We start from the raw sequence: 24,873 nt of genomic DNA, 5'->3' as shown, positions 1-24,873 counted from the left end.
AGCATTATAGCTATAATAATTCCAATAGCATTAGCTATAAGTAAAATATTTCATAAAGTCCTAGAAAAAAATAGGTAAAATATATAGATTTATAAAGTTATTTAAGTAAAAATAGTTTTAACGCCGAGACTGGGATTTGAACCCAGGAGGAGAACATCTCCACAGGATTTCAAGTCCTGCGCCTTACCAGACTAGACTATCTCGGCAAATAATTAAAAAGTTGAATATTAGAATTGAATCTAAAATTAACTTTTAAGTTCAATTTCAATACTAACGTTATCTGGGACATTGACCTTCATAACTTGTCTCATAGCCCTTTCATCAGCACCAATACCAACTAATCTTTTGTGAATTCTTAATTCCCATTTTTCCCATGATGCTTTTCCTTCACCATCTGGTGATTTTCTAGCAGGAACTACTAATTTTTTTGTTGGTAATGGAATAGGACCAGATAAGTCAACTCCAGTTCTTTCAGCTATTTTTTTAAGCTGGTCACAAACATAAACGAGTTTTTCTGGATCAGTACCAGTGAGTTTAATCCTTGCTTGGTTCATTTTCATCCTCCTAAAATAAAAATAAATTAAAAAAGAAAATATGAATAAACATATTTCCTAGTAACTAATCTGCTTATTTAGCAGGTTCAATAGCAATACATAAACCAGCAGCTACGGTTTGACCCATATCCCTAATAGCAAATCTACCCATTTGAGGGATGACTTTAGCGTCTTCAACTACCATAGGTTTTGTTGGTTTAACTTTTACGATTGCAGCATTTCCAGTTTTTAAGAAATCAGGATTTTCTTCTTCAACTTGACCAGTAGCAGGATTTAATTTTTTAGTTAATTCTAAGAAAGTACATGCAACTTGTGAAGTGTGACAATGGAATACAGGAGTGTATCCAACAGTGATAACACCAGGATGTTGTAAAACAACAATTTGTGCATCGAATTCTTTAGCTACTGTAGGTGCATCGCCAGTATGTCCAGCAACGTCTCCTCTTCTGATATCGTTTTTACCTACACCTCTTACGTTGAAACCAACGTTATCACCAGGTTCTGCAGAGTCGAACATTTCGTGGTGCATTTCAATAGATTTTACTTCCCCAGAAGCTCCAGCAGGTTCAAATACTACATCTTCACCTTTTTTCATTACACCAGTCTCGATTCTTCCAACAGGTACAGTACCTACACCAGTAATAGAGTATACATCTTGAATAGGGACTCTTAAAGGTTTATCAGTAGGTTTTTCAGGTGATTTTAATTCATCTAATGCAGGAATTAAAGCAGGTCCTTTGTACCATGGAGTGTTTGAACTATTCTCTTCAATGTTATCTCCTTCAAAAGCAGAAAGAGGGATGAAAGGAACAGTAGCAGGATTGAATCCAACAGATTTGATTAAAGTAGAAACTTCTTCTTTTAATTCATTGAATTTTTCTTCACTGTAATCTACTAAATCAATTTTGTTAATAGCAACAATAAGTTGATCAATACCTAAAGTTTTTGATAAAAATACGTGCTCTTTAGTTTGTGGCATTACACCATCATCAGCAGCTACAACAAGTACAGCAGCATCAGCCTGGGAAGCACCAGTAATCATGTTTTTAACAAAATCTCTATGTCCAGGACAATCTACAACAGTGTAGTCGTATTTTTTAGTTGAGAATTTTTGGTGAGCAAGATCGATAGTTACTCCTCTTTCTCTTTCTTCTCCTAATTTATCCATAACAAATCTGAATTTGTTTTCTCCATCATCTAATTGTTGTTCAGCGATAGCTCCTGCTTTCAACAATAAATGTCCTACTAATGTAGATTTTCCGTGGTCAACGTGTCCAATAAACGCTAAGTTAATATGTTCTTTTTCTTTTGCCATAATAAAACCTCTTTTTTAATATGATAAAAAATCATAATAAGCTTATAGTTAGCTTATAAATGTTTATGAATTTTTATATATAAAAACGTAATGTTTTTAATTTTTAAATTTGAATATGATTTTTAATTTTAATTTTATCCTAAGTAATGATCAGGACCATAAGGTTCATCAGATAAACCTTTTCTTTGACGAATCTCTCTAATGATTTGCTTTTGTAACTCATTAGGTAATCTTTCGAAACCTGCCATTTCAGTAGACCATAAACATCTACCTTCAGCAGCAGAACGAATATCCCCTGCGAAACCAAACATTTCAGCAACAGGAACTTTAGATTCAATAGTGACCATATCACCATCTTGTTCCATATTTACAATTTGCCCTCTTCTATTTTGAACTTCCCTAGTGGAAGATCCCATATAATCTTGAGGAACATTAATAAATACTTTTTGTATAGGTTCAAGTAATGTAGGTTGAGCAAGCATCATAGACCCATAAATAGCTTTTCTAATAGAAGGTAAAACTTGTGCAGGCCCTCTGTGGATTGCATCTTCGTGAAGTTTTGCATCGACTAATTTAAATTTAAGTCCCATAGCTATTTCATTAGCAACAGGCCCTTCATTCAAAGCAGATTCAAATCCTTCAAGTAAAAGCTCTTTTACTTCATCTAAGTATTGGATACCTCTAGTCATATTGAGGAATACACTTTTATTGTGTACATCCCATACTCTTCTAGCTTCTTCTTTATCCATACCTAATTCCATAAAGTCTTGAGCAGATTCTTTTCCTTTAACTCTTCCTTCTTTGAGTTCACCATTTTGTAATGCTTGGAACATTTGATCTTCTAAAGGTTCAACTTCAATATAGAATCTATTATGTTTGTTTGGAGATTTACCTTCAACAGGTCCAGCTTTACCAGCAACAGTTTCTCTATATACAACAATAGGTTCAGATGTTGAAATTTCTACACCTTTATCATTGATTCTGTAACTAATAACTTCTAAATGCAATTCACCCATACCAGAAACTAAGTGCTCACCAGTTTCTTCATTAATATCAATTTTTACAGTAGGATCTTCTTTAGCTACTTGACGTAAAACTTCAATTAATTTTGGTAAATCTTTAGTATTTTTAGCTTCAACAGCTACAGTAACTACAGGTTCAGAAATATGTTCTAATCCTTCGAACTCTTTAATTTTATCATTAGGAGAACAAATAGTTTCCCCTGCAATAGCTCCTTTTGCACCAGCAACATATACAATATTACCTGCAGGAACAGTATCAGTGTTTACTCTTTCAGGACCAAAGTATACACCTACTTGTTGTACTCTAGATTTAATATGAGATCCAACTAAGTAAACTTCAGTACCTTTTTCAATATTACCACCATATACTCTACCAGTAGCTATTTCTCCTGCATGTTTATCTACAGAAACATTAGTAACCATAACAGCAAGTGGTCCATCAGGACTAGTATTAATCATACATTGACCAGCTGGAGAATCAATATCTCCATCCCAAATATTAGGAACTCTGTATTTTTGTGATACTTTTGGAGATGGTAAATGTTCTACTACCATACTAAGTAATACTTCAGATAAAGGAACTTTTTGAGCAAGTTCTTTTTGGTTTTCTGCATTACAGAAATCAATAATATCTTTGAAGTTAATTCCAGTTTCTTGCATAATTGGAACATTAATAGCCCAGTTATGATAAGCTGAACCGAAAGCTACACTACCATCAGCAACATCTGCTTTCCATTCATCTTTTTTATCTTCAGGAGCCATACTTCTAATTAATTTATTAGCTTCTGCAATAATTTTTAAGAATCTGTTTTGTAATTCTTCAGGTTCTAATTTTAATTCATTGATTAATCTATCAACTTTATTAATAAATAAAACTGGTTTAACGTTTTCTTTTAAAGCTTGTCTTAAAACAGTTTCAGTTTGTGGCATGATACCTTCAACAGCACAAACAACAACTACTGCTCCATCAACAGCTCTCATTGCACGAGTAACGTCTCCACCAAAATCGACGTGCCCAGGAGTATCAATTAAATTGATTAAGTATTCACTATCTTTGAATTTGTGAACCATAGATACGTTTGCAGCATCAATAGTAATACCACGAGCTTGTTCTTGTTCATCGAAATCCAAAAATCTTTGATCTCCAGCAAGATCTTCTGAAATCATTCCAGCACCTGCTAAAAGATTATCAGATAAAGTTGTTTTTCCATGATCAATGTGAGCACAAATACCGATGTTTCTAATTGATTCTGGTTTATACATCAAGTCTTTAATTTTTTCAATCATTTTTGTTCTTCTACTCAACTAAATCACCATAATATTAATGAGCTGCTTTAGCTACTCTTTCTTTCTCTTCTTTCTTTTGTAAAGCGAAACTTCTAGAATCCTCTTCAGAAGCGAGAATTAATTCATCAGCTAAACATTCAGCAACAGTTTTTTTATTTTTAAAAGCAGATTGTAATGTTCCTCTAGTTAAAAATCCTAAAGAAAGATCAATTCTTCTTTGAGGAGATATATCAACAGCAACTTGATAAGCAATTCCACCGTGTCTGATACGAGTAGTTTCTTCACGAGGAGAAGTTTTCTCAATAGCTGTAACTAAAACTTGAACAGGGTTCTTTTTAGTTCTTTTGTGAATAACATCCATTGCATCTTTTAAAATATTATATGCTTTGTTTTTCTTACCTGAGTTAATATGAGTTCTCATGATTTTATTCATCAATCTTTCAACAATAGACACTTTGGATTTTGCAAATTGTCTTTTTACATGTCTACCAGAGGTATGAGGAACAATAGTTTCATCTAAACAAACATATCTAACTAGCCCTAAATCATCAACTTTGACTTCATTAAGGTCCCATTTATCAAATAATTTATACATAATAAACACCTATCTTACAGGTTTCTCTATTTTTCCACTAACCATCTGTTCTAAAGAAACATTGTTAACTTTAGAAACTTTCCAACGAACTCCAGGAATATCACCCATAGACCTTCCAGAAGGTCCACCAATTCCTTCAATCATAACTTCGTCATGTTCATCGATAAATCCTATAGCACCATCACCTGGTGCAAATGCGGTTAATTGTTTTCCGTTTTTAATTAATTGAACACGAACACATTTACGAATTGCGGAGTTTGGCTGTTTAGCTTCAATTCCCACTTTCTCAATAACAATTCCTCTAGCTTGAGGTGCACCCTCAAGAGGATCAGCTTTAACATCTAAACGTAAAGCTTTTCTTTTATAGTCTACATCTTTCCACTTAAAGTTTTGCCTATTTCTTTTAAGTTTCTTTGCAGCAAAAAGTCCTGGCATAATTCTTTCCTCTATATTTTTTTAAGTTAATACATGTTTATATAAGCTAATTTAAATATCAAATCCACCGCTGCGATTTATATATTACTATAATATACAATCTAAATCCAATATTGATTAGAAAATATGAAACATATATATGAAACAATAGCTGATTTTTCAGCAAATTGTTTGTAATTTTAATAATTTTTAATTAAAATATTAGATAAACAATCTGAAATAAAATAGGTTTATAAACCCAACAGAAACATTGAATTGAAAAATAAGAATGAAGCATTCTTTAATGAGTCAATGAAATATTTATCTACAAAAGATATGTAAAAAGATAAACAATCTATAACAATTGCACACTCGTTATAAGAATAAAAATATCTATATCAAATATCTTAATATAATTTATCTAAATTAGCTTATATAAATGTATTGTTTTTGTATATTATAATGAAATTTTAAAAATAAAATCTATTTAAAAAAAGAAAAATGATGGAAAGATCCATCGATTATTTTAAAACAATGTTATTAATATTGTGTTGTCTTTTAGCTAATAATTTAGCTCTTTCAATATTAATACCATTTTTCCCAATAGCTATTTTTTTATTAGTGGTGTCTGTTGCAACAGTAGCTATTTTTTCTCCAGTTTCTTTTTGAAGTATTTTAATGCTTTCAAGTTCTGCAGGTGATAAGATATTTTTTATAAATTCAGTTGGATCTTCAGATAACTCAATGATTTCAACACCTTTATCAACTGCTTTTTGAACTTTAGTAACTGTGCTTCCACCTTTACCAATAGCTAAACCCATATCACCATTTTTAACAACAAATGTTACTTTGCCATTTTCATCATCAATGATACAATCTTTAACCATAGCTCCAGTCATATTTTCAAACAAAGCTATATATCTTATTTCGTTAGCACTAAATTTAATAGACAATTAAATCTACCCCAATGTTTCTAATATAGTAGAATCTCCTGGATCGTTTATGACTAAAGTAGCCACAGTGAAAGGTTTACCACAAACAGAACCTAATTCTACACTTGTACCTTCGTACATAATGAATTTAATATCTGAAAGTTCTGCATAATATTTTACATCTTCAACAATTGTTTCAGGACTATTTTTTGCTACAACAACAAGATTACCCTTACCTAATTTTAAAGATTGGATTGATTTTTCAGAGCCTAAAGTTACATCACCAGTATCTACAGCTACTCTGATTCCTCTATCTACGTCCATCATCTGCCTCCTATTTATTTTTTATTTGCCATTTTGACACCGACTGAACCGGTACCAAGTGGTATTGGTTGTCCTATAATAATGTTTTCAATGATACCTGTTAAATCATCAATTTCTCCGCGAATACTTGCACGAAGTAAATGTTTACCAGTTTCTTCGAAAGCTGCACGAGCAAGTACACTAGATTTTTCACCACTAATACCATGTCTTCCAATAGACCTTACAGTTCCTTCAGAAGTCATCATATCAGCAACAAGCATAATGTGTCTAACATCAACTGATAGACCTTGTTCATTAAGAGTACGTTGTGCTTCGTTAATAATAGAATTACGAGCAGCTTCAATACCTAATACAACTTCGATTTCATGAATATCATTAGTAGTAGTTCTAACTTTGTCAATACCTTCTTTTTTAAGAACATCCCCAAGGTTTGAACCTTCAGTATGGATAATCCACTCTTCTTCATCTTTACGTATAATGATTTTACCAATGCCTTTTATACCACTGATTTGTAAATCACGAACTTTATCAGCTAAGAGACGAAGTTCCCTATATTTATCTTTTTTAGAAGGTTCGAATTTTAATACATTATCATTAATTACAACTTTTTTGAAGTTCTTTTCAATTTCAGCTATAATTTCTTTGTAATCTAACCTTTTATCTTCGATTTTCTTTAAATCAAGTGTTGCTTCAATATTCATATCAGCATAATTTAAATGGAAATCTTGTAAGATATCATTTAAGGTACTTTTACCAATAGAATTAGCTAATTTCTTAACAAATTCTTCATCTTGAGCTTTATCTTCTTCAAAGTAAATATCCATAGTTGGGGTAGAAATAGTTTTTCTAGCATCTACAATCTCGATTAGTCTTGGAAGACCAAGAGTAACATTTAATTCTGCTACTCCTGCATAGTGAAAAGTACGCATTGTCATCTGAGTACCTGGTTCACCAACAGATTGTGCAGCTACTGTTCCAACAGCCTCACCAGCTTCAACATGAGCTCGGTCATAGGCTTCTTTAACCTTAACAACTAAATCATTTAATTCTTTATCTTTTAATTCCCTGCGAATATAGACTTCAGCTAAATCTTCAATGTAACTTTCAGGAAAATCTATTTTTGCTTTCTTTAAAGCCTTTTCAACTTTTTTAATTGCTTTATCCATTGTTACACCTATTTAATCCTCATTTCGTCTATAATCTTGTCTAAATCAGCTACTTTACCATAATCACTTTTAGCAGGATCTACACCATCTTCTCCAAACATAGTTTGAATAACAAGCCCATTGTTATCAGTTACAAGTCCTGAAGGTTTAACTTGTAAATCTTGAAGTGCATTAACAAGTCTTCTTTGCATGTAACCACTTTGAGCAGTACGAATAGCTGTATCTACTAACCCTTCTCTTCCCCCCATAGCGTGGAAAAAGAATTCAATAGGATCTAATCCGCCTTTATAACTAGAATGAACGAATCCTTTAGCTTTTGCCCCTAATTCATTCTTTCTAAAGTGAGGTAAAGTTCTTTCACTGTATCCTCTGTGAATACGGCCACCACGAACAGACTGCTGACCTACACAAGCAGTAATCTGAGTAAGGTTCAACATAGATGCTCTTGCACCAGTAAGTGCCATTACAACAGAATGGTTATCCATACCAAAGTAACTTTCAGCAATTTCCCCAGACTTATCCCTTGCTTCACCAAGAACTTGCATAATTTTCATTTCTAAAGTTTCTTCTAAACTTCTACCAGGTAATGCTTCAAGTTCTCCAGCTTCATAAGCTTCAACAAGCCTATCTACCTTTTCTTCAGCTCTAATAAGGTGTTCATCAATTCTATCTTGTGCTTCATCAGGAATTTCTTCATCATTAGTACTTGTTGTAATTCCTGTTTTCATAATTCCACAGATAGCTAAATCAGTAGATCTATCTAAAAACTCTTTAGTTCTTGAAGGACCATATTCTTTCATTATAGTATCTAAGATTTTACCAGAGAATGACCCATATGCTTTTTCATCCATGGCACCATGGAGAAGTTGACCATCTTTAATAACAACATAAGCATCATTTTCACATTCTTCCATAAGACATGCATCACATTTTCTACAAATTTCTGCTTTATAGCTAATATTTAAATCGTCAGGAAGGAGTAAACTGAAAAGTTCTTTTCCTGTCCAATCTTCGTTTTTACGTTTTGGAATAGGTAAGTGAGATTTTCTAATAATTTGTAATGCTTGTTCTTCTGTAAAAGTAGAACCTGTTCTAGTTAATAAATAAGCACCAGAAATGTGATCGTGAATAGCTCCAATAATTGGTCCACCAAATCTTGGAGATAAAATATGTTCTTGAACTCTCATTAATGATTTAGCTTCAGCCCTAGACTCATCGGTCTGGAAAACGTGCATATTCATTTCATCCCCATCAAAATCTGCATTATAAGGAGGACATACACATAAATTAAGTCTGAACGTTTTATAAGGTAAAACTTTAACTTCGTGAGCCATCATTGACATTCTGTGAAGTGAAGGCTGACGATTGAAGAGAACCATATCTCCATCATTTAAATGGCGTTCTACAATATATCCTGGTTCTAGTTTTTCAAGAATAGCTTCTTTAGTCTCATCATAGACTCTGATTTTGCGTCCATCAAGTCTTATAACATAATTAGCTCCAGGATGAATATCTGGTCCATTTTCGATGAATTGTTTCATTTCATCCATATTCCATTCATTTACATAAGAAGGTACAGTAACTTCTTTAGCAATCATTTCAGGAACACCAACTTCATTAATACTAATGTTTGGATCAGGAGAAATGACAGTACGAGCTGAAAAATTAACCCTTTTACCAGAAAGATTACTTCTGAATCTTCCTTCTTTTCCTTTTAATCTTTGAGCTAAAGTTTTAAGAGGCCTACCAGATCTGTGTCTTGCAGGAGGAACACCTGATGCTTCATTATCAAAGTAAGTAGTAACGTGATATTGTAATAATTCCCATAAATCCTCTACAATAAGTTGAGGTGCACCAGCTTCCATATTTTCAATTAATCTTTGATTAATTCTTAAAATATCAACAAGTTTGTGAGTTAAATCATCTTCAGAACGTTCACCAGTATCTAAAGTAATTGAAGGCCTAACAGTAACTGGAGGAACAGGTAAAACAGTTAATACTAACCATTCAGGTCTAGCTACTTTTGGGTTAACTCCAAGTACATATGCATCATCATCAGTAATACGTTCTAGCTTTTCTCTAACTTCACTAGGAGTAAGTTTATAATCTCCTTCAATAAGAGATACAGGTTTATCTAATTTAATATCTTTTTGTTCAGCTTTACAATGAGGACAAACATCTTTTTTAGATTCAGCATGAATCTCTTTGATTAAATCATTGAGATTTTCCCCATTTTCAATATAAGAAGTAATTAATTCCCTATATTTTTCAATGTCGCTATCACTTAAAAGAATACGACCACATACATTACAAGTTGAACGTAAAATTTTATGAATGATGTCACCAAAACCAACATGAATAACTGGTCTTGCTAAATCAATACTTCCAAAGTGCCCTTGACATTCTCCACCTCTAAAACCACAAGATCTACATTTTAAACTTGGGTCGATAACACCTAAATGAGGATCCATTAATCCATTTTCAATTGGATAACCATCTTCATCATAAGTATCCGGAGTTTCAATCTTAATAACAGACATTTTACGGATGTCTTCTGGAGACATAAGGCCGAAATTTATCTGTGATATCATTTTTATAAATCTATTCAAAATATTGGCTCCTTTATAATAATTAAGTTTTATCTCCTAATACTAATTTAGGGAAAATACATAAACTTTTGAGTTCATCTAATAACAATTTAAAAGCATATGATATTTCAACAGGATATGTTTCAATATCTCCACAAATTGGGCAGTAAACTTTATTTTTATTTTTATCAAAAACAGCTAACATACCACAATCTCCACAAACAATAGCTTCATATTTATCTGATTCATCTAAAAGTCTTTCTTTTAAAGTTAAAGCTGCACCGTGAGCAATAAGACAATCTCTTTCCATCTCACCAAATCTTAAACCACCTTCACGAGCTCTTCCTTCAGTAGGTTGACGAGTTAAAACTTGTACTGGTCCTCTAGAACGAGCATAAACTTTATCAGTTGTCATGTGATGTAATTTCTGATAATATGCCACTCCTACAAAGATTTCAGCTTCAATTCTTTCTCCTGTTACACCATTATATAATGATTCACAACCAGCAGATTCAAAACCATTATCAATAAGTGATTGTTTAATTTCTTTTTCAACTTCAGGATTAAAAGGAGTTCCATCAACACGTTCTCCATCCATACAAGCTGCTTTACCTGCAACCATTTCAAGCACTTGTCCAACGGACATTCTTGAAGGAATTGCATGAGGATTTACTATTAAATCTGGAACAACACCTTGTTCTGTAAAAGGAATATCATCTTGAGCTAAGATTAAACCAACAACCCCTTTCTGACCATGTCTTGATGCAAATTTATCACCAAACTCAGGTTGTCTTGTATCTCTTACTCTGATTTTTGCAAGTTTACTTCCTTCAACAGTCTCAGTTAAAAGAACAGCATCTACAATACCCTTCTCACCATGTCTTACAGTGACAGAAGTTTCTCTTCTTTTTTCTGCAACAGTACCAAATTCATCAATTTCTTCTAAGAATCTTGGAGGTGATGTTTTTCCAATTAATACATCTCCTGATTTTACAACTGATTCTGGATTAATGATACCATCACCATCTAAATGCCTATAAGCTTCATCAGATCTATATCCTTTAACATTTTTATCTGGAACTTCAAATTTATCCTCTTGTCCACCAGGATATCTTTTCTCTGAAGTATCATATGCTCTAAAGAATGAAGATCTTGCAAGGCCTCTTTCTAGAGAAGATTTATTAATAACCATTGCATCTTCCATGTTATATCCTTCATAACTCATTAAAGCTACAACGAAATTTTGACCAGATGGTCTTTCATCATAATTAGTAGAATCAATAATACGTGTTTTTACAATAGGAGTTTGAGGATGGTGTAATAAGTGAGCTCTAGTATCAGTTCTTAATCCATAATTTGATACATATAAACCTAAAGCTTGTTTTGTCATCCCTGCTTCCATAGTGTTTCTCGGAGAAGAGTTGTGATCTGAGAAAGGAATAATACCTGCACAAATACCAAGCATAGTAGCTGGATCTATTTCCAAATGAGTATGATCTTCATTTAATTCATGAAAACCCATTGCAATATATGAATTTTCTTCTTCTTCAGCATCTAAATATTCAATTAAACCTTTAGTTATTAAATCATCCCATTTTAAAGAGTTTTTAGCAAGTTTATTTAAATGATCATCTTTTAAAAGAGGTGCTCCTTTTTCAACAACAATAAGTGGTCTTCTAGCTCTACCAGAATCATTGAAGATATAAATTTCATTATTTTCAGGATAATAAGTAATATTCATTTCATGAGAGACTTCCCCTGACCTTCTTTTAGCTCTCATTTCTTTTGTAAATTCATTGGGATCTTCACATGAACCGATAAGTTCCCCATTAATATATATTTTAGCTTTTGACACGAAATTCCTCCAAAACTACTCTTCTAAAACATTCATACTCTTAATAACATCTTTAATCTCTTCAGGATCAGAACCTTCTGAAATATTACACATTAATGCTAAGTTCTTTACTAATCCACAATTAGGCCCTTCTGGAGTTTCATTAGGACAAATTTTACCAAACTGTGTTGGATGCAAATCCCTAGCTTCAAAATGAGGTTGACTTCTTGTCAAAGGAGATACAACACGTCTTAAATGTGATAATGTGCCCATGTAACTAGTTCTATCTAATAGCTGACTTACACCAGCTCTTCCTCCAACCCAGTTACCAGTAGCTATAGCGTGTTTAATGTTTTCTGTTAAAACATCAGAACGAACAGCTTGTTTAATAGATAATTCTTTACCTCTTGAAATACTTCTTTCAAGTTGATAGGTCATATCTCTTGTAAGACTTGTAAAAGCAACTCTGAATAAATCTTCCATCAAGTCACCTGATACTCTAAGTCTTTTATTAGTATAGTGATCCTTATCATGTGGTTCTCTTTCTTCATGAATAACTTGAAGTAACATTTCAGTCATTTCAGCTAAATAAATAGCTTTAGTTTCACGTTTATCATTAGTAATACCAATATGAGGTAATAAATAATTATTTATAACATCTTCAGCACGTTTAATACGATACTCTTCAGTCATTCCTTTTGCAACTCTGTTACCAATGTATTTAATAGCTGCTTTTTGTAAATATTCGTTTCGCTCTTCTTTTGAAAGTCCGTCCATTTCTTTTGGATCTAATTTCAATGCTTCCTCAGATACTTGAATATCATCTGCAATAATCATTTGGTAATTGAAATCTTCAGAAATAGAAGTAATAATTTCCTGATCAGTAGTAAATCCTAATGCCCTAAGTAAAATAACAAGAGGAATTTCCCCTGGAACATATGGGAAAGAAATTCTTAAGAAAACACCACTTTTTCTAGGTTTTTTATATTCTAAAGAAATTCTAGCTCTAAAACCGCTTTTAATTGAAGTAACAACAGCTTTAGCTCTTCTATCTTCAACTTCACCATTACGCTCTAATATAATTTTGTTAGGAGCGATTTCTTCCATTGTTACAACAGCTCTTTCTGAACCATTAACAATAAAATAACCTCCAAGATCTTCTGGATCTTCTCCTTCATCAATTAATTCTTCAGTTGTAAGACCATTTAAATGACAAATATCAGACTTAAGCATTAAAGGTAACTCACCAATATAAACTTTTTCTAAAGGATTTTCTTCACCTTCTTGATTTAATGCCATTTCAAGATAGATGTGAGCAGAATAGTTTAAATTTCTAAGTCTTGCTTCTGATGGGAAAATCATGCTTTTAGAACCATCAGCTTCTTTAGTAAAAGGTTTTTCAATAAAAACTTTACCTGTTTTTAATGAATATTTATTATTTTCAAGTGAAATAGGTTCCGTAATATCAATGATATCTTGAATCCTATTATTTACAAAGTCATTATATGATTTTATATGGTGGTCTACCAAATCATATTTATCAAAAAATGTGTCAACCAATCCCCATGTACTCTTCTTCATGGACTTCCTCCAGTATATCTTAATAATATATTTAATAATTAAATGAAAAAATTTAATTTTAAATTTTACTTTAACTAAATTTTAAAAAAATAAAAAAAACATAAGTAGTAATAGTAAATTTAATTTTCAACTATCCTATAAGTAACAAACGTTCCAGCAGTTTGGCTATCACGTGTAATTTTCAATATATCTCCAACTTTAGCATCAATGTTTTTAACAACAGGATCACTAAGCTTGATTTTAGGTAAATTTTTTATATCATAGTCTAAATCAACAAAATTTTTTTTAATTTCAGAATCAGACATGACTTCATGTTTTGGGACAAGATTATGTTTTAAAATATCAATTTTCAAAATATTTTCCTCCAGCTAGAAAAACTCAACAATAAAATTAGAAACGGGCCCGACGGGAATTGAACCCGCGGCCGCTTGGTTAAAAGCCAAGCGCTCTGCCAGACTGAGCTACGGGCCCTACATATGCACAATCATCACTATTAGAATTTGCTTTAATTAAAAGCGCCCTGGCCGGGATTTGAACCCGAGTCGCGGGCTCGACAGGCCCGCATGATAGCCCCTACACCACCAGGGCAAATAATAAATAGATAATGATATTTTGAGTTTCTATAAAATATAAGCATTTTATAGATAAATATGCCTCATAATAAAATTTAAATTTACTTATATATAAAGGTTTTTATTTTACTATGATTTTAATTTTAAAAATTAAAGGAATTAATAAAATTTGCAAATCCCGCCTGCCGGACTTGAACCAGCAACATTTGAATCTACAGTCCAACGCTCTGCCAAATTGAGCTAAGGCGGGAACTGAAATGGGACCGCCCGGATTTGAACCGGAGTCTCAGGCTCCCAAAGCCCAAAGGATCGACCAAGCTACCCTACGGTCCCATTACTAACATATGATATACTTTTTTTAATTTATAATTTATTGCATATAAAGATTATTGTTATAATAATATATTATAATTATAAGATTATAAAAGATTTTAAAATAAAAATCATTAAAAATAATGTTTTTCTATTTTAAAGCCCCGGACGGGAATTGAACCCGCGACCACGAGATTACAAGTCTCGCGCTCCACCAGACTGAGCTACCGAGGCACATTGAATTACCAGTATAACAATATAAAATTTATTAACATTTACTTAAATACTTTACTATTTTTTAATAAGAATATTCAAAATTGTGAAAAGTTTATTTTATCTAAAGTTATATTAATATTATGAAAAGCATAATTGAAAAATTAGAAAAATCATATGAAAATATAGAAGAGATGAACCCTTTGACTCATTGTATTACTAATTTTGTAACTGTGAATGATTGTGCAAATGCAGTTTTAGCTGTTGGAGCATCTCCAATTATGGCAGATGATGCTGATGAAGTTGAAGAGATTGTTGAAATAGCTGACGTCTTAGTTATAAACATTGGTAAGTTAAGTAAAGTTCAAATAGCTGCAATAGAAACTGCATGTAATTATGCAAGTCAAACTAATACACCTATTGTTTTAGATCCTGTAGGTTGTGGTATTAGTAATTTAAGAAATGAAACTACTTTAAAAATTATTAAAGATTACGATGTAACGGCTATTCGTGGAAATATGTCTGAGGTGAAAGCTATTGCTAAATTATTAGGTATTTTTAATGATGATTTTGTTAAAGCTAAAGGAGTAGATGTTAGCTCATCAGATGTTATTAGCCATTCTAATTTAAAAGAAAATGCTTCAATTGTTAAAGAAGTAGCTTTAAAATCTGGAAGTCTTGTAATAGCTAGTGGACCAATCGACATCATTTCAGATGGTGAGGTGATGATAGCTATTGAAAATGGTGATGAGATGATGGAACGCATTACTGGTAGTGGATGTATGTTAAGTTCTATTGTTGGGTCATTTATAGCTTGTAATGATGCACTTATTGGTGGTATATCAGCTAGTTTAATTATGAGTATAGCTGGTGAAAATGCACGTGAATATGTTAATTCTAATGATTTAGGTACTGGAACCTTTAGAAGTAAATTAATTGATAATTTATATAAATTAAAGCATGATGAAATTAAAGAAAAAGGAAATATCTATGAAATCAATTGATTATTCACTTTATCTTGTAACAGATGAAAGAGAAAATTTTTTAGAAATTATTGAAGAGGCTATTAAAGGAGGAGTAAGTGTAGTTCAGCTAAGAGATAAAACTTCTTCTACTAAAGATTTTTATGAATTAGCTATGAAAGTTCGAGAAATATGCTATACTGCAGATATACCTTTAATAATTAATGATAGAATTGATATTGCACTAGCTATTGATGCAGATGGTGTTCATATTGGTCAAGATGATATGCCATGTAAGGTTGCTCGAAGAATTATAGGTAATTCTAGAATATTAGGTGTTTCTGCTTCAACTATTGAAGAAGCTATTAAAGCTGAAAGTGATGGAGCAGATTACATTGGAACAGGTGCAGTATTTCCAACATCAACTAAAGATGATGCACCTAAGATTACTAAAAATGATTTAAAAAGTGTAGTTGAATCTGTATCAATCCCTGTTGTAGCTATTGGAGGTATAGATTTAGATAATGTTGAAAAGTTATCTGAAACTGGAATTGAAGGAATTTCGGTAGTATCAGCTATTATGGATAGTATAGATCCTAAATTAGCTAGTGAATTGTTAAAAAAAGAATTTGAAAAGATATGAGTTATTCACTCCATCTTTTTAATTTCGGAAATATTTCTTCCATCATCAAACGAGCTTGTTTTTCATCTATATCTTTATTATTTTCAACCATTTTAGGAACACAGAAATTAATCATATCTTCCATAGCCATATCTCCTGTAAATTTTCCATCTTTATAACAGAACATACAATAATCATCATTTTTTGATCCATCTTCATTAGTTCCAAGTACTTCATTATTCATAGGCATAGCACATGATTGACAAAATTTTTCATCCATTTTTAATCACCATATATAGTTTATTTTAAAACATCATATTGATTATTCTAGAGCATATGAAAAGTTAATGCTTTAAATTCAAAAATATTAAAAAAATAAAAAAAAATATTGAGAAAATATCTCAAATTAAGATTTTGATTTAGATCCAAAGTATGATAAGAAAATAGCTATTATACATAAAACTGTTGATATCATGAAAGCTATTTTAGAAGATAAAATCAATTGTGGATAATTATGTGGAAGTATTTGAACAGAACCCATAATTACTGCAAATAAAATTGTTAGAAGTCCTAAAGATAAGGTTTGACCTACAACACGAGCAGTTGCAACGGTTGCAGAAGCTAAAGATGTGAATTTTCTTGGAACTGCACTCATAATTGTATTTGTATTAGGTGATGTAAATAAACCTAATCCTATTCCTTCTAATGCCATAGCTATTATTACAATATATAATGGAGTGTTTGCATCTAAAAACATTAAAATACCTAAAGATAAGGCAACAAAAATCATACCAATAGTTGAAAGTTTTTGAGGATTGATTTTATCTGATAAACGTCCTGAGAAGGGAGCAATTATTGCCATTAAACCTGATGTAACAATTAAAATAATTCCAGATGTTTGAGGATCCATTCCCTTAATATATTGCAAGTGATATGTTATAATATATGTTACAACAAATGTAGCTAGATATGATATTAATGCAGCTAAAGTAGCTGATGTGAAATGAACATCTTTAAAAAGCTTAACTTCAAATACAGGTGTTTTTTGACTTAATTCATATCTTGCAAATATAGCTAAAATAATTAATCCAATAATAGTTAAAATGACTCCTTCTAATGTGTTTATAGTTGTAAATCCATAAATAGCTAATAAAATTCCTATAGCATATAAAAATGTTCCAATATAATCAAATGGTTCTTTATCACCCATTTTCCATTCTTGATCAATTTTAAAGTAAGCTAAAAGTAAATCTATTAAAAGTAAAGGAATTACAATTAAAAACATTCCATGCCAACCAAAGTTTTGTGTTATAATACCTCCAATAACAGGCCCTAATGTTAGACCAATATAAACACATGAAATATTAATTCCTATTGCTTTACCACGTTCTTCAAATGGCATTGCTTGTGAAATTAATGCAACAGTTGAAACACTAATCATAGCAGAACCTACACCTTGAATAGCTCTAAAGAAAAGTAAAATTTCAGCCGATGTTGATAAAGCTGCACCTAAACATGCAATAATTACCGTAGAAACACCAAGCATTAAAAATTTCTTTAAACCTAGTCTGCCTGAAATTTTACCAAAAGGAGCAGAACAAATTGCTACTGATAAAAGAAATATTGTAGCTATCCAAGTTTGAACAATAGCATCAATTTGAAATTGACTTGCAATTGTAGGAAGTGCAACAGTAATAGATGTTGTAATAAATGCAGAAAAGAATGTAGCAAGACCTGCTACAATTAAAATAATATTTTTTTTAGAAGGATCAGTTACAATACCTTCAATTGATGACGGTTTAGCGTTCATTTAAGTCTCCTTTGGTGAATTTTTTAATGCTTCAACAGCAGCTAGTTTTTTACCAGAAAGTAAAGTAATACAAGCCCCGCCTCCACTACTAACATGATTCATTTTATTTTCTAATCCTAAACTAACAGTAGCAGCAGCAATATGGCCCCCACCTATAATTGAAAAACCTTCTGATGAGGCGATTGCATTAATTAAATCTTCTGTACCTAATGCAAACTCTGGTCGCTCAAATACACCTGCAGGACCATTTGCAAAGATTGTCTTAGAATTTCTAATAATTTTAGCATATTCAATAATTGAATCAACACCAATATCAAAAATTGGGTTATTTGGAATGTTGTTAATATCTACATCAACTCTTTTACCCTCTTTATCAATAGCTACATCTTTTGGGTATACAATCTTGTCTGGAAATTCATTTAAAAGTTCTCTTGATTTATCAACCATAGATAAATACCCTTTATCTATAATAAAATCTTTATTTATATCTCCTATATTTATTCCTTTTGCCCATAAGAAGATATTTGCAACAATACCAGTTGTTAAGATATAATCAGCTGTTTTATTTTTTAAAACATTTTCAATAACATCAATAGAATCATCAGGTTTCATGCCACCTAAAAGAAAAACACAAGGTTTTTCGACATTTTTTAAAGCATTTTCAATAGTTACAAGTTCTTCTTCCATAACTCTACCAGCAGCTGAAGGAGTATTAACTGTAAAACCAACTAAAGAAATTTGAGATCTGTGAGATGCAGCAAAAGCATCATTTACAAAGTAATCAATATATGGTGTGAGATTTTTAACTAAAATAGATTCAGATTGCTCTTTTGGTGGAGCCGATAAAGATTCTTCTGCAAAAAAACGGACATTTTCTAAAAGTAAAATTTCGTGTGGTTTTAGATTTTGAATATCTTGTGTTGTGTTTTTAGAGAAAAGAGAATCAGTATATTTTACATCAATGTTTAAGATTTTTGAAAATTCTGCTGCGTGTTGGCTTAAAGGTGTAAAATCATCTTTACCTGGACGACTTTGATGAGCTAGAATTACAACCTTAGCTCCTTTATTTGAAAGTTCTTTTACAGTCTCAGCATGTAATTTCATCCTAGTATCATCTAAAATAATACCAGTTGAAGGATCTACAGGGGAATTAATATCAATTCTTACAAGTACTGTTTTATTTTCTAAGTCAAAATCATCAATAGTATTAAACTCTTTATCCATCTTCCCACACATAATCTTATTTAAATAAAATTTAAGAAAACATCTTATTTAAAATTTTATGTTTGATATGAGATTTGAGTTTAATATTTAATAAAAATAAAATAATGAGTAAAAAAATAGAAAAATAAGTCAATATTTAAATCTTACTTACTAAATCAAGTAATGCTTCTTTAGGATTATCTGCTTTTACAATACCTGATGCAAGTAGGACTCCTTCTGCACCAAGTTCCATAGCTTGAGCCATATCTTCACCTGTTGATATTCCTGCACCACATAAAACTTTAACACTTTTATTAATTTTTTTAACAGCACGAACTGTACCTTCAACTACTTCAGGTTCGGCTTGTGATACTGGTATACCTGAACCAATCAGTTCTGGTGGTTCAATAGCTACAAATTGAGGATTTAAAGTAGCTGCTGCCATACTTGTTTTAATATTATTAGAGCATATACAGGAAATTAAATTATTTTCTAATAATTTTTCATTAACTAAATCTATATCAGCTAGTTCCATTCTCTGTTCTGAATGATTAAGTAAACTTCCATCAATTCCTGCACTAAGAAGAGTTTCAAATAATGCAGACCCAGTATTACTTCCAGCATCAATTGCATCAATATGTTGAGACATTGTTAAAATTGAAGTTTCTTCTTTTATTCTGAAAATATCAGCTGTCTGAGGAGCTGCAATCATCGTTGTTCCTGATTCTTGAGCAGCACTTTCTAAAGATTTAGCTAATTTTAAGGCATTTTCTCCACTAGATTCTAAATAAGTTTTAAAATTTAATATTACAATAGGACTTTTAAGTTTATACAATTGAATCACTTTTTTAAGTTTTTATTAATTTATAATTTAAAAAACATATACAATAAATGTTACTAATTCTTTAATATACATTAATTTCAAAAATTTAAATAAGTTAATCTTTTATATTTCTTTTTTACATAGATGATTAATAATAACTATTTATAGGATTGAATATAATGGAAAAGAAAAAATTTGCAATATTAATTTTAATAGTAATAATCATTGGAGGAGCATTAGCAGGAAGTTCATATTATTTACTAACAAATAATAATAAAATTCAAACAATAGACACACCAGAATTTACATTCAATGCTCCAGCTAATGAAGATTGGCATGTTTTAAATGACCATGAGGATGGTTATTCATATACAAATGATAATCAAACCTATGTAAGATATTATAGTTTTTCTATTGATGAAGCACATCCCGAATATTTATGGGAAGATATAACTGTTCAAACTTCTAATAATACTTATACTGTTTATCTTAGTCATTTTGATGATGAAAATGCAGTAAAAAATAGTTCTTTTCAGTACTATAGTGTTTTTCTAGAATTAGAAAATGATAGTTATGTACATATATCATCAATGGATTTAAACACAACAATTGATATTACAGAAAGTATTAAGGAAGTTTGAATATGAACAAAGATCAAATAATGATATTTATTAGTGTAATAGTTCTTATGATGGGTCTTAATGTTGGTTCTATTTATTATGCTTTAGGAGAAATTGAACCTGATCGAAATATAACTATTATAAATGATAGTGAGGATGATTCCGTAGATAATGTTATTGGAGAAGTTGAAAATGAATTTCAAACAAGTTCCCAAAAAGATTTGAGTGTAGATGAATCTGATGGAGTTCAAACAAATGAATATGCAAATGATCCATCATATGATAATAATCCTTATGCTCAACATCCAGATTTTGGTAAAGTAGGAGAACAATATCCAATAAGTCAAAATAATCCTCAAGGATGGGTTCCATCAGAACAATAAAAATATTATATTTTAAGAAATGTTTATTAAATGCAATCAGTGTTGTGTTGATTTTTAAGTAGCACTTTCTAAAGATTTAACTAATTTTAAGACATTTTCTCCACAAGACTTTAAATAAGTTTTAAATTTAAAAAATACAAAATAATATATAAAAAGGTGATAGAATGAATTCATCAAAAATCTTTTTATCAAAGCCAAAAAACAAGCATTTTGTTTTTTAAAAGAAGATTATGAAGAATTTGGAAGAAAAAAATCAAAAAAAAATATATGAAAAGATTTGTTCAAAGCGTTCTTAAATCTTTTAATGAAAGTAATAAATAAAACTCATCACACTTAATTTTTTAAAATTATGAGCTTTTGCGAATAAATTCTAAATTTTCAATCATATTTAAAGCTAATACTCTTTTATCTTTCATATTTAACTTATATTTTTTAATATTTCCTTTTTTAATATCTACAATTCCAATATCATTTAATTTACTTAAATGATCAGATAATATTTCATTAGATATTCCAGAAATCCTAGATAATTCTTCAATCTCGAGGAAAGTATCTTTATTATCAATTAATTCTTCTAATATTTTAATCCTAATAGAGTTCACCAAATAAATCTTTTAATATCATTTTAACACATTTAATAATAACATCAATTATAGTAAATCTCCAAGCTGGCTTTCAACTAATGACCTAATTTTAGAGATATCCATTTTATTTCCACATTTACATTTAATTATTGAATCATCAGGAACTGGTGTAAATCCTTTTTCAATCATTTCTTCATCAAATGTAGGATCATCATCTAAATTAAAATAAATATTAGATTCTTCACCACATTTATCACACATCATACCAAATCCTAAATGTTCATCATCCATTGGAATATTTATATTTTCTTTTTTAATAGCCTTTCTAATTAAACTTGAATCTTCAGTAATTAATATTTTAAAAGCGTCACTTGATGAGAAGATTAATCTAATTAAAACATGAATTCTTTCAATAATTTCTGAGATATTTTTATCATCTTCAAGATTTTTTATTTTTAAACCTAATTCTCGTAATTCCTCTTTTTTTAATGGTTTACCATGAGATTTCCATTTTGATTGATCAGATAATTTCTTTGCAATTTCCATAGCTTTTTGTTTTTTCATTTCATCTGTAACTTTAATATTATTTGTTTCGGTTCTTTTCCAATTTTTAAATTTATATTCTTTTAAAAATCTCGCTACAAGATTTTCACCATAAGAAAGTGCTTCAAATGCTCCTGTTATTTCATATGGAGTGATTCTTGATATAATTAATGAATCAACTGGATTTAACTCTTTAGTTTTTGATTCTTTTCTTTTTTCATTAATCCATTCAAGAAAATGATATACAGAACCTGAAATAGTATCATTACACATTTGAGGATCAATTGGACCTAAATTTCCAGTTTCATTCATATATATTTCATCACCAGACAATGCCAACATTGTACCTGCACTTTTACAATTACCTACAATAATAAAATCAATATATTCATATTTTCCTCTTAAATAAGTAGCTATTTCTTCTGATGCTTCACCTTGACCTCCTGGTGTTTCAATGAGAAAACTTAATTTTTTAGATTCATCTTCTCTTAAAAAATCTCTAATAGTATAAAAATCATCCATAAATAATCCTATTGGAAAATCATTATTTTGAAAATCTACACTATAAACAAGTAAATACTTGCCTGTTTTCTTATTATAACATTCAATTAAATTACTTAATTCATTTTCATACTCAAAGTCTTCATCCTTATTCTTTTTCATATATTCTACCATATAACTCATTTGATCACTTCTTTTAAAATGTTTTAAATTAACACGATTATATTTCTAATTAATAGAATAATAAGCTATTTATAGCGTGAAAAAACACATTTACACAAATATTCATAAAAATAAAAATCATAAAATCACATTTACACATTAATTTTTAATAAATTTAAGAAATATTTATTAAATCAAAAGAAGAAATGTACCAATAATGATACTTTCAAAAGAAGAAATAGAAAAGTTAGAATATAGTGGATATCGTTTTGTAGGTGAACATAAACATTCTGCTGTTAAAATTTGTCATTGGACAAGACAAAGCTTACTTGATAAAGGAGTGTGTTATAAAGAAAAATTCTATGGAATTGAAAGTCATAGATGTCTTCAAATGTCCCCTGCAGTTCCATTTTGCCAGCAAAAATGTGAATTTTGTTGGAGAGATTTCTCAAACAATCAAAACACTTGGACAGGCCCTATAGATGAACCTGGAACAATTATTGATGAGGCGATTGAAGGTCAAAATAAATTATTATGCGGTTTTTGGGGTAATGATAATGCAAATAAAGAAAAATTAGAACAATCTAAGATTCCTACAAATGCAGCTATTTCTCTTGCAGGTGAACCAACACTTTATCCTGATATTAGTGATTTAATTTATGAATTTAAAAAAAGAGATTTTACTACTTTTCTTGTAAGTAATGGTCAATATGTTGATAAATTAAAAAATCTAGAAACAGAACCATATCAACTATATCTTTCCTTAGATGCAGCTGATAAAAAAACATATGAAGATGTTTGTAACCCTCAAATTAATGATGGTTGGAATAATTTAAATGAATCTTTAGAAACATTAGCTAGTTTTGATAGTAGAACATGTATAAGAACAACATGTGTTAAGGATAAAAACATGAAAAATCCTGAAGAATATGGAAAATTAATTAAAAAAGCAGATCCTGATTTTGTTGAGGTAAAAGCATATATGTGTGTAGGATCATCCAGAGAAAGATTAACATTAGATAATATGCCTACATTTGATGAAGTACATGATTTTGCATCAAAAATAGCTGAAAATTGTGATAAAGAAATAGTAAATGATTCTGAGATAAGTCGTGTTGTATTACTTGAATAAAATAATTAACTATTTAATGAATCATCTGAAATTTCTTTTTGTAAATTTTTTAATAATAAAATAGTTTTAAAACCTTTTTTTGTTAGTAGATATTCCCCTCTTTCATTTTTTTGAAAAATAAAATCATTATTTTCTAATTTTTCAATATGGAAAAGTAAATTTCCCCCTCTTAAATTTGTTAATTTTGATAAATCAGAGAATGTTTTTGGTTCTATTTCTATTGATTTTAAAATTGACAATCTATGTTTATTTGAAACAGAATCTAAGATATTTTCAACTAATATATCTGGTTTAAGTTCAGGTAAATCATTATCATCTTCATAATCTGATTCATAAATACTTAATGAACTTAGAAGTTTAAATTGTTTTTCAAAAGAATCGGAAAAATTATTAAAACATGGTTCACAATTATATTTTTCATTATTCATTTTTGCTGAATTTAAGTTTTCTAAATATTCATTTAAAGAATCTTTAGATAAATTATCAGGATCTATTTCTTTTATAGAATTTTCAAAATAGCTATGAAAATATTCTCCACATTTTTCATGTAATTTACAATTAAGATTAATGTTTTTTTCAATTAATTCGTTGTTTTCTTTATTTAAATATTCTTTAATGGCTTCAAGATTTTCTTTTTTAATATTAATAGCTAACCCATCTAAATATTTTCTATTAGAATCTTCGATGATCTTTTTAATATCTTGATGAATTAAATCTAATTTTTTATCAAGTTTTTTCTTTTTAGAGCATTCATTAGAAGAATTACATTTATTATTTGAGTTTTTCATTTTTAAAAACCTCTTAAAAAAAAATAAAGTT

General features: G+C 30.1%; 24 protein-coding genes and 6 tRNA genes. 5 read left to right on the top strand and 25 right to left on the bottom strand.

Going from position 1 to position 24,873, the window contains the following annotated elements:
* Positions 1–121 precede the first annotated feature (121 nt).
* The 18 genes from ACA134_RS02540 to ACA134_RS02455 form a co-directional block, all read right to left on the bottom strand.
* Positions 122–206 (bottom strand) — tRNA-Ser (locus ACA134_RS02540).
* Between the two features lie 39 nt (positions 207–245).
* Positions 246–554: a 30S ribosomal protein S10 gene (gene rpsJ, locus ACA134_RS02535; RefSeq protein ID WP_409200615.1), complete on the bottom strand. Its 309-nt coding sequence runs from the start codon at positions 552–554 to the stop codon at positions 246–248.
* Between the two features lie 73 nt (positions 555–627).
* Positions 628–1,869 carry a translation elongation factor EF-1 subunit alpha gene (tuf, locus tag ACA134_RS02530; protein WP_409200614.1) on the bottom strand — a complete coding sequence of 414 codons (1,242 nt, stop codon included), beginning with the start codon at positions 1,867–1,869 and terminating at the stop codon, positions 628–630.
* A 134-nt stretch (positions 1,870–2,003) separates the two neighbouring features.
* Positions 2,004–4,196, bottom strand: a complete 2,193-nt coding sequence (locus ACA134_RS02525) for an elongation factor EF-2 (protein ID WP_409200613.1) — start codon at positions 4,194–4,196, stop codon at positions 2,004–2,006.
* A 16-nt stretch (positions 4,197–4,212) separates the two neighbouring features.
* On the bottom strand, positions 4,213–4,773 hold the full coding sequence (locus ACA134_RS02520) for a 30S ribosomal protein S7 (protein WP_409200612.1): 561 nt from the start codon (positions 4,771–4,773) through the stop codon (positions 4,213–4,215).
* 9 nt (positions 4,774–4,782) lie between these two features.
* On the bottom strand, positions 4,783–5,208 hold the full coding sequence (locus ACA134_RS02515) for a 30S ribosomal protein S12 (RefSeq protein ID WP_409200611.1): 426 nt from the start codon (positions 5,206–5,208) through the stop codon (positions 4,783–4,785).
* A gap of 500 nt (positions 5,209–5,708) precedes the next feature.
* A complete protein-coding gene (locus tag ACA134_RS02510) occupies positions 5,709–6,140 on the bottom strand; it encodes a NusA-like transcription termination signal-binding factor (RefSeq protein WP_409200610.1) in 432 nt (143 codons plus the stop codon).
* A gap of 6 nt (positions 6,141–6,146) precedes the next feature.
* Positions 6,147–6,446 (bottom strand): 50S ribosomal protein L30e, encoded by a 300-nt coding sequence (locus tag ACA134_RS02505; protein ID WP_409200609.1) that lies wholly within the window; start codon positions 6,444–6,446, stop codon positions 6,147–6,149.
* Positions 6,447–6,457: 11 nt separating this feature from the next.
* Positions 6,458–7,609, bottom strand: a complete 1,152-nt coding sequence (rpoA2, locus tag ACA134_RS02500; protein WP_409200608.1) for a DNA-directed RNA polymerase subunit A'' — start codon at positions 7,607–7,609, stop codon at positions 6,458–6,460.
* Positions 7,610–7,617: 8 nt separating this feature from the next.
* Complete coding sequence (locus tag ACA134_RS02495) at positions 7,618–10,200, bottom strand: DNA-directed RNA polymerase subunit A' (protein WP_409200607.1); 2,583 nt, start codon at positions 10,198–10,200, stop codon at positions 7,618–7,620.
* Positions 10,201–10,240: 40 nt separating this feature from the next.
* Positions 10,241–12,052, bottom strand: coding sequence for a DNA-directed RNA polymerase subunit B (rpoB, locus tag ACA134_RS02490; RefSeq protein WP_409200606.1), 1,812 nt, complete (start codon positions 12,050–12,052; stop codon positions 10,241–10,243).
* A 15-nt stretch (positions 12,053–12,067) separates the two neighbouring features.
* Positions 12,068–13,612, bottom strand: coding sequence for a DNA-directed RNA polymerase subunit B'' (locus ACA134_RS02485; protein ID WP_409200605.1), 1,545 nt, complete (start codon positions 13,610–13,612; stop codon positions 12,068–12,070).
* Positions 13,613–13,731: 119 nt separating this feature from the next.
* Positions 13,732–13,965 carry a DNA-directed RNA polymerase subunit H gene (locus ACA134_RS02480; RefSeq protein ID WP_409200604.1) on the bottom strand — a complete coding sequence of 78 codons (234 nt, stop codon included), beginning with the start codon at positions 13,963–13,965 and terminating at the stop codon, positions 13,732–13,734.
* Between the two features lie 44 nt (positions 13,966–14,009).
* Positions 14,010–14,083 (bottom strand) — tRNA-Lys (locus tag ACA134_RS02475).
* Positions 14,084–14,128: 45 nt separating this feature from the next.
* Positions 14,129–14,200 (bottom strand) — tRNA-Asp (locus tag ACA134_RS02470).
* Positions 14,201–14,360: 160 nt separating this feature from the next.
* A tRNA-Tyr gene (locus ACA134_RS02465) sits at positions 14,361–14,434 on the bottom strand.
* A gap of 8 nt (positions 14,435–14,442) precedes the next feature.
* Positions 14,443–14,517, bottom strand: a tRNA-Pro gene (locus tag ACA134_RS02460).
* A gap of 139 nt (positions 14,518–14,656) precedes the next feature.
* Positions 14,657–14,730 (bottom strand) — tRNA-Thr (locus tag ACA134_RS02455).
* 122 nt (positions 14,731–14,852) lie between these two features.
* On the opposite strand from ACA134_RS02455, the gene thiM reads away from it, so the two are divergent.
* Both thiM and thiE read left to right on the top strand, forming a co-directional pair.
* Complete coding sequence (gene thiM / locus ACA134_RS02450) at positions 14,853–15,713, top strand: hydroxyethylthiazole kinase (protein WP_409200603.1); 861 nt, start codon at positions 14,853–14,855, stop codon at positions 15,711–15,713.
* Positions 15,700–16,314, top strand: coding sequence for a thiamine phosphate synthase (gene thiE / locus ACA134_RS02445; protein ID WP_409200602.1), 615 nt, complete (start codon positions 15,700–15,702; stop codon positions 16,312–16,314). The genes thiM and thiE overlap by 14 nt, the downstream gene beginning before the upstream one ends.
* 1 nt (position 16,315) lies before the next feature.
* Here thiE and ACA134_RS02440 read toward each other — a convergent pair whose 3' ends face one another.
* The 4 genes from ACA134_RS02440 to tpiA form a co-directional block, all read right to left on the bottom strand.
* The gene (locus tag ACA134_RS02440; RefSeq protein WP_409200601.1) at positions 16,316–16,573 is read right to left on the bottom strand and encodes a zinc ribbon domain-containing protein; all 258 of its coding nucleotides are present in this window, start codon (positions 16,571–16,573) and stop codon (positions 16,316–16,318) included.
* 126 nt (positions 16,574–16,699) lie between these two features.
* Positions 16,700–18,103: an MFS transporter gene (locus ACA134_RS02435; RefSeq protein ID WP_409200600.1), complete on the bottom strand. Its 1,404-nt coding sequence runs from the start codon at positions 18,101–18,103 to the stop codon at positions 16,700–16,702.
* A complete protein-coding gene (locus tag ACA134_RS02430) occupies positions 18,104–19,327 on the bottom strand; it encodes a phosphoglycerate kinase (protein ID WP_409200599.1) in 1,224 nt (407 codons plus the stop codon).
* 136 nt (positions 19,328–19,463) lie between these two features.
* The gene (gene tpiA, locus ACA134_RS02425; RefSeq protein ID WP_409200598.1) at positions 19,464–20,141 is read right to left on the bottom strand and encodes a triose-phosphate isomerase; all 678 of its coding nucleotides are present in this window, start codon (positions 20,139–20,141) and stop codon (positions 19,464–19,466) included.
* Between the two features lie 167 nt (positions 20,142–20,308).
* Between tpiA and ACA134_RS02420 the strand changes: the two genes are divergently transcribed.
* The gene (locus tag ACA134_RS02420; protein ID WP_409200597.1) at positions 20,309–20,770 is read left to right on the top strand and encodes a hypothetical protein; all 462 of its coding nucleotides are present in this window, start codon (positions 20,309–20,311) and stop codon (positions 20,768–20,770) included.
* A 2-nt stretch (positions 20,771–20,772) separates the two neighbouring features.
* On the top strand, positions 20,773–21,132 hold the full coding sequence (locus ACA134_RS02415; protein ID WP_409200596.1) for a hypothetical protein: 360 nt from the start codon (positions 20,773–20,775) through the stop codon (positions 21,130–21,132).
* Positions 21,133–21,479: 347 nt separating this feature from the next.
* On the opposite strand, the gene ACA134_RS02410 is transcribed toward ACA134_RS02415, so the two are convergent.
* Both ACA134_RS02410 and ACA134_RS02405 read right to left on the bottom strand, forming a co-directional pair.
* The gene (locus ACA134_RS02410; protein WP_409200595.1) at positions 21,480–21,734 is read right to left on the bottom strand and encodes an ArsR family transcriptional regulator; all 255 of its coding nucleotides are present in this window, start codon (positions 21,732–21,734) and stop codon (positions 21,480–21,482) included.
* A 48-nt stretch (positions 21,735–21,782) separates the two neighbouring features.
* The gene (locus ACA134_RS02405; RefSeq protein WP_409200594.1) at positions 21,783–22,943 is read right to left on the bottom strand and encodes an SDH family Clp fold serine proteinase; all 1,161 of its coding nucleotides are present in this window, start codon (positions 22,941–22,943) and stop codon (positions 21,783–21,785) included.
* A gap of 196 nt (positions 22,944–23,139) precedes the next feature.
* Between ACA134_RS02405 and twy1 the strand changes: the two genes are divergently transcribed.
* Entirely contained in the window at positions 23,140–24,054 is a 915-nt protein-coding gene (gene twy1 / locus ACA134_RS02400) for a 4-demethylwyosine synthase TYW1 (RefSeq protein WP_409200593.1), read from the top strand.
* A gap of 5 nt (positions 24,055–24,059) precedes the next feature.
* On the opposite strand, the gene ACA134_RS02395 is transcribed toward twy1, so the two are convergent.
* Positions 24,060–24,842 carry a winged helix-turn-helix domain-containing protein gene (locus ACA134_RS02395; protein WP_409200592.1) on the bottom strand — a complete coding sequence of 261 codons (783 nt, stop codon included), beginning with the start codon at positions 24,840–24,842 and terminating at the stop codon, positions 24,060–24,062.
* Between the last annotated feature and the right edge of the window lie 31 nt (positions 24,843–24,873).

This window comes from Methanobrevibacter sp. DSM 116169 (genome assembly GCF_046197865.1).
Taxonomy (GTDB): domain Archaea; phylum Methanobacteriota; class Methanobacteria; order Methanobacteriales; family Methanobacteriaceae; genus JAHKLT01.
The sequence above is the reverse complement of the archived record's forward strand: the minus strand, read 5'-3'. Positions and strand labels throughout refer to the sequence as shown.

Coding starts and splice junctions, on each gene's coding strand:
- rpsJ (WP_409200615.1), bottom strand. CDS start 554: ATGAACCAAGCAAGGATTAAACTCACTGGTACTGATCCAGAAAAACTC.
- tuf (WP_409200614.1), bottom strand. CDS start 1,869: ATGGCAAAAGAAAAAGAACATATTAACTTAGCGTTTATTGGACACGTT.
- ACA134_RS02520 (WP_409200612.1), bottom strand. CDS start 4,773: ATGTATAAATTATTTGATAAATGGGACCTTAATGAAGTCAAAGTTGAT.
- ACA134_RS02515 (WP_409200611.1), bottom strand. CDS start 5,208: ATGCCAGGACTTTTTGCTGCAAAGAAACTTAAAAGAAATAGGCAAAAC.
- ACA134_RS02505 (WP_409200609.1), bottom strand. CDS start 6,446: ATGATGGACGTAGATAGAGGAATCAGAGTAGCTGTAGATACTGGTGAT.
- rpoA2 (WP_409200608.1), bottom strand. CDS start 7,609: ATGGATAAAGCAATTAAAAAAGTTGAAAAGGCTTTAAAGAAAGCAAAA.
- ACA134_RS02495 (WP_409200607.1), bottom strand. CDS start 10,200: ATGATATCACAGATAAATTTCGGCCTTATGTCTCCAGAAGACATCCGT.
- ACA134_RS02485 (WP_409200605.1), bottom strand. CDS start 13,612: ATGAAGAAGAGTACATGGGGATTGGTTGACACATTTTTTGATAAATAT.
- thiM (WP_409200603.1), top strand. CDS start 14,853: ATGAAAAGCATAATTGAAAAATTAGAAAAATCATATGAAAATATAGAA.
- thiE (WP_409200602.1), top strand. CDS start 15,700: ATGAAATCAATTGATTATTCACTTTATCTTGTAACAGATGAAAGAGAA.
- ACA134_RS02440 (WP_409200601.1), bottom strand. CDS start 16,573: ATGGATGAAAAATTTTGTCAATCATGTGCTATGCCTATGAATAATGAA.
- ACA134_RS02435 (WP_409200600.1), bottom strand. CDS start 18,103: ATGAACGCTAAACCGTCATCAATTGAAGGTATTGTAACTGATCCTTCT.
- ACA134_RS02430 (WP_409200599.1), bottom strand. CDS start 19,327: ATGGATAAAGAGTTTAATACTATTGATGATTTTGACTTAGAAAATAAA.
- ACA134_RS02420 (WP_409200597.1), top strand. CDS start 20,309: ATGGAAAAGAAAAAATTTGCAATATTAATTTTAATAGTAATAATCATT.
- ACA134_RS02415 (WP_409200596.1), top strand. CDS start 20,773: ATGAACAAAGATCAAATAATGATATTTATTAGTGTAATAGTTCTTATG.
- ACA134_RS02405 (WP_409200594.1), bottom strand. CDS start 22,943: ATGAGTTATATGGTAGAATATATGAAAAAGAATAAGGATGAAGACTTT.
- twy1 (WP_409200593.1), top strand. CDS start 23,140: ATGATACTTTCAAAAGAAGAAATAGAAAAGTTAGAATATAGTGGATAT.
- ACA134_RS02395 (WP_409200592.1), bottom strand. CDS start 24,842: ATGAAAAACTCAAATAATAAATGTAATTCTTCTAATGAATGCTCTAAA.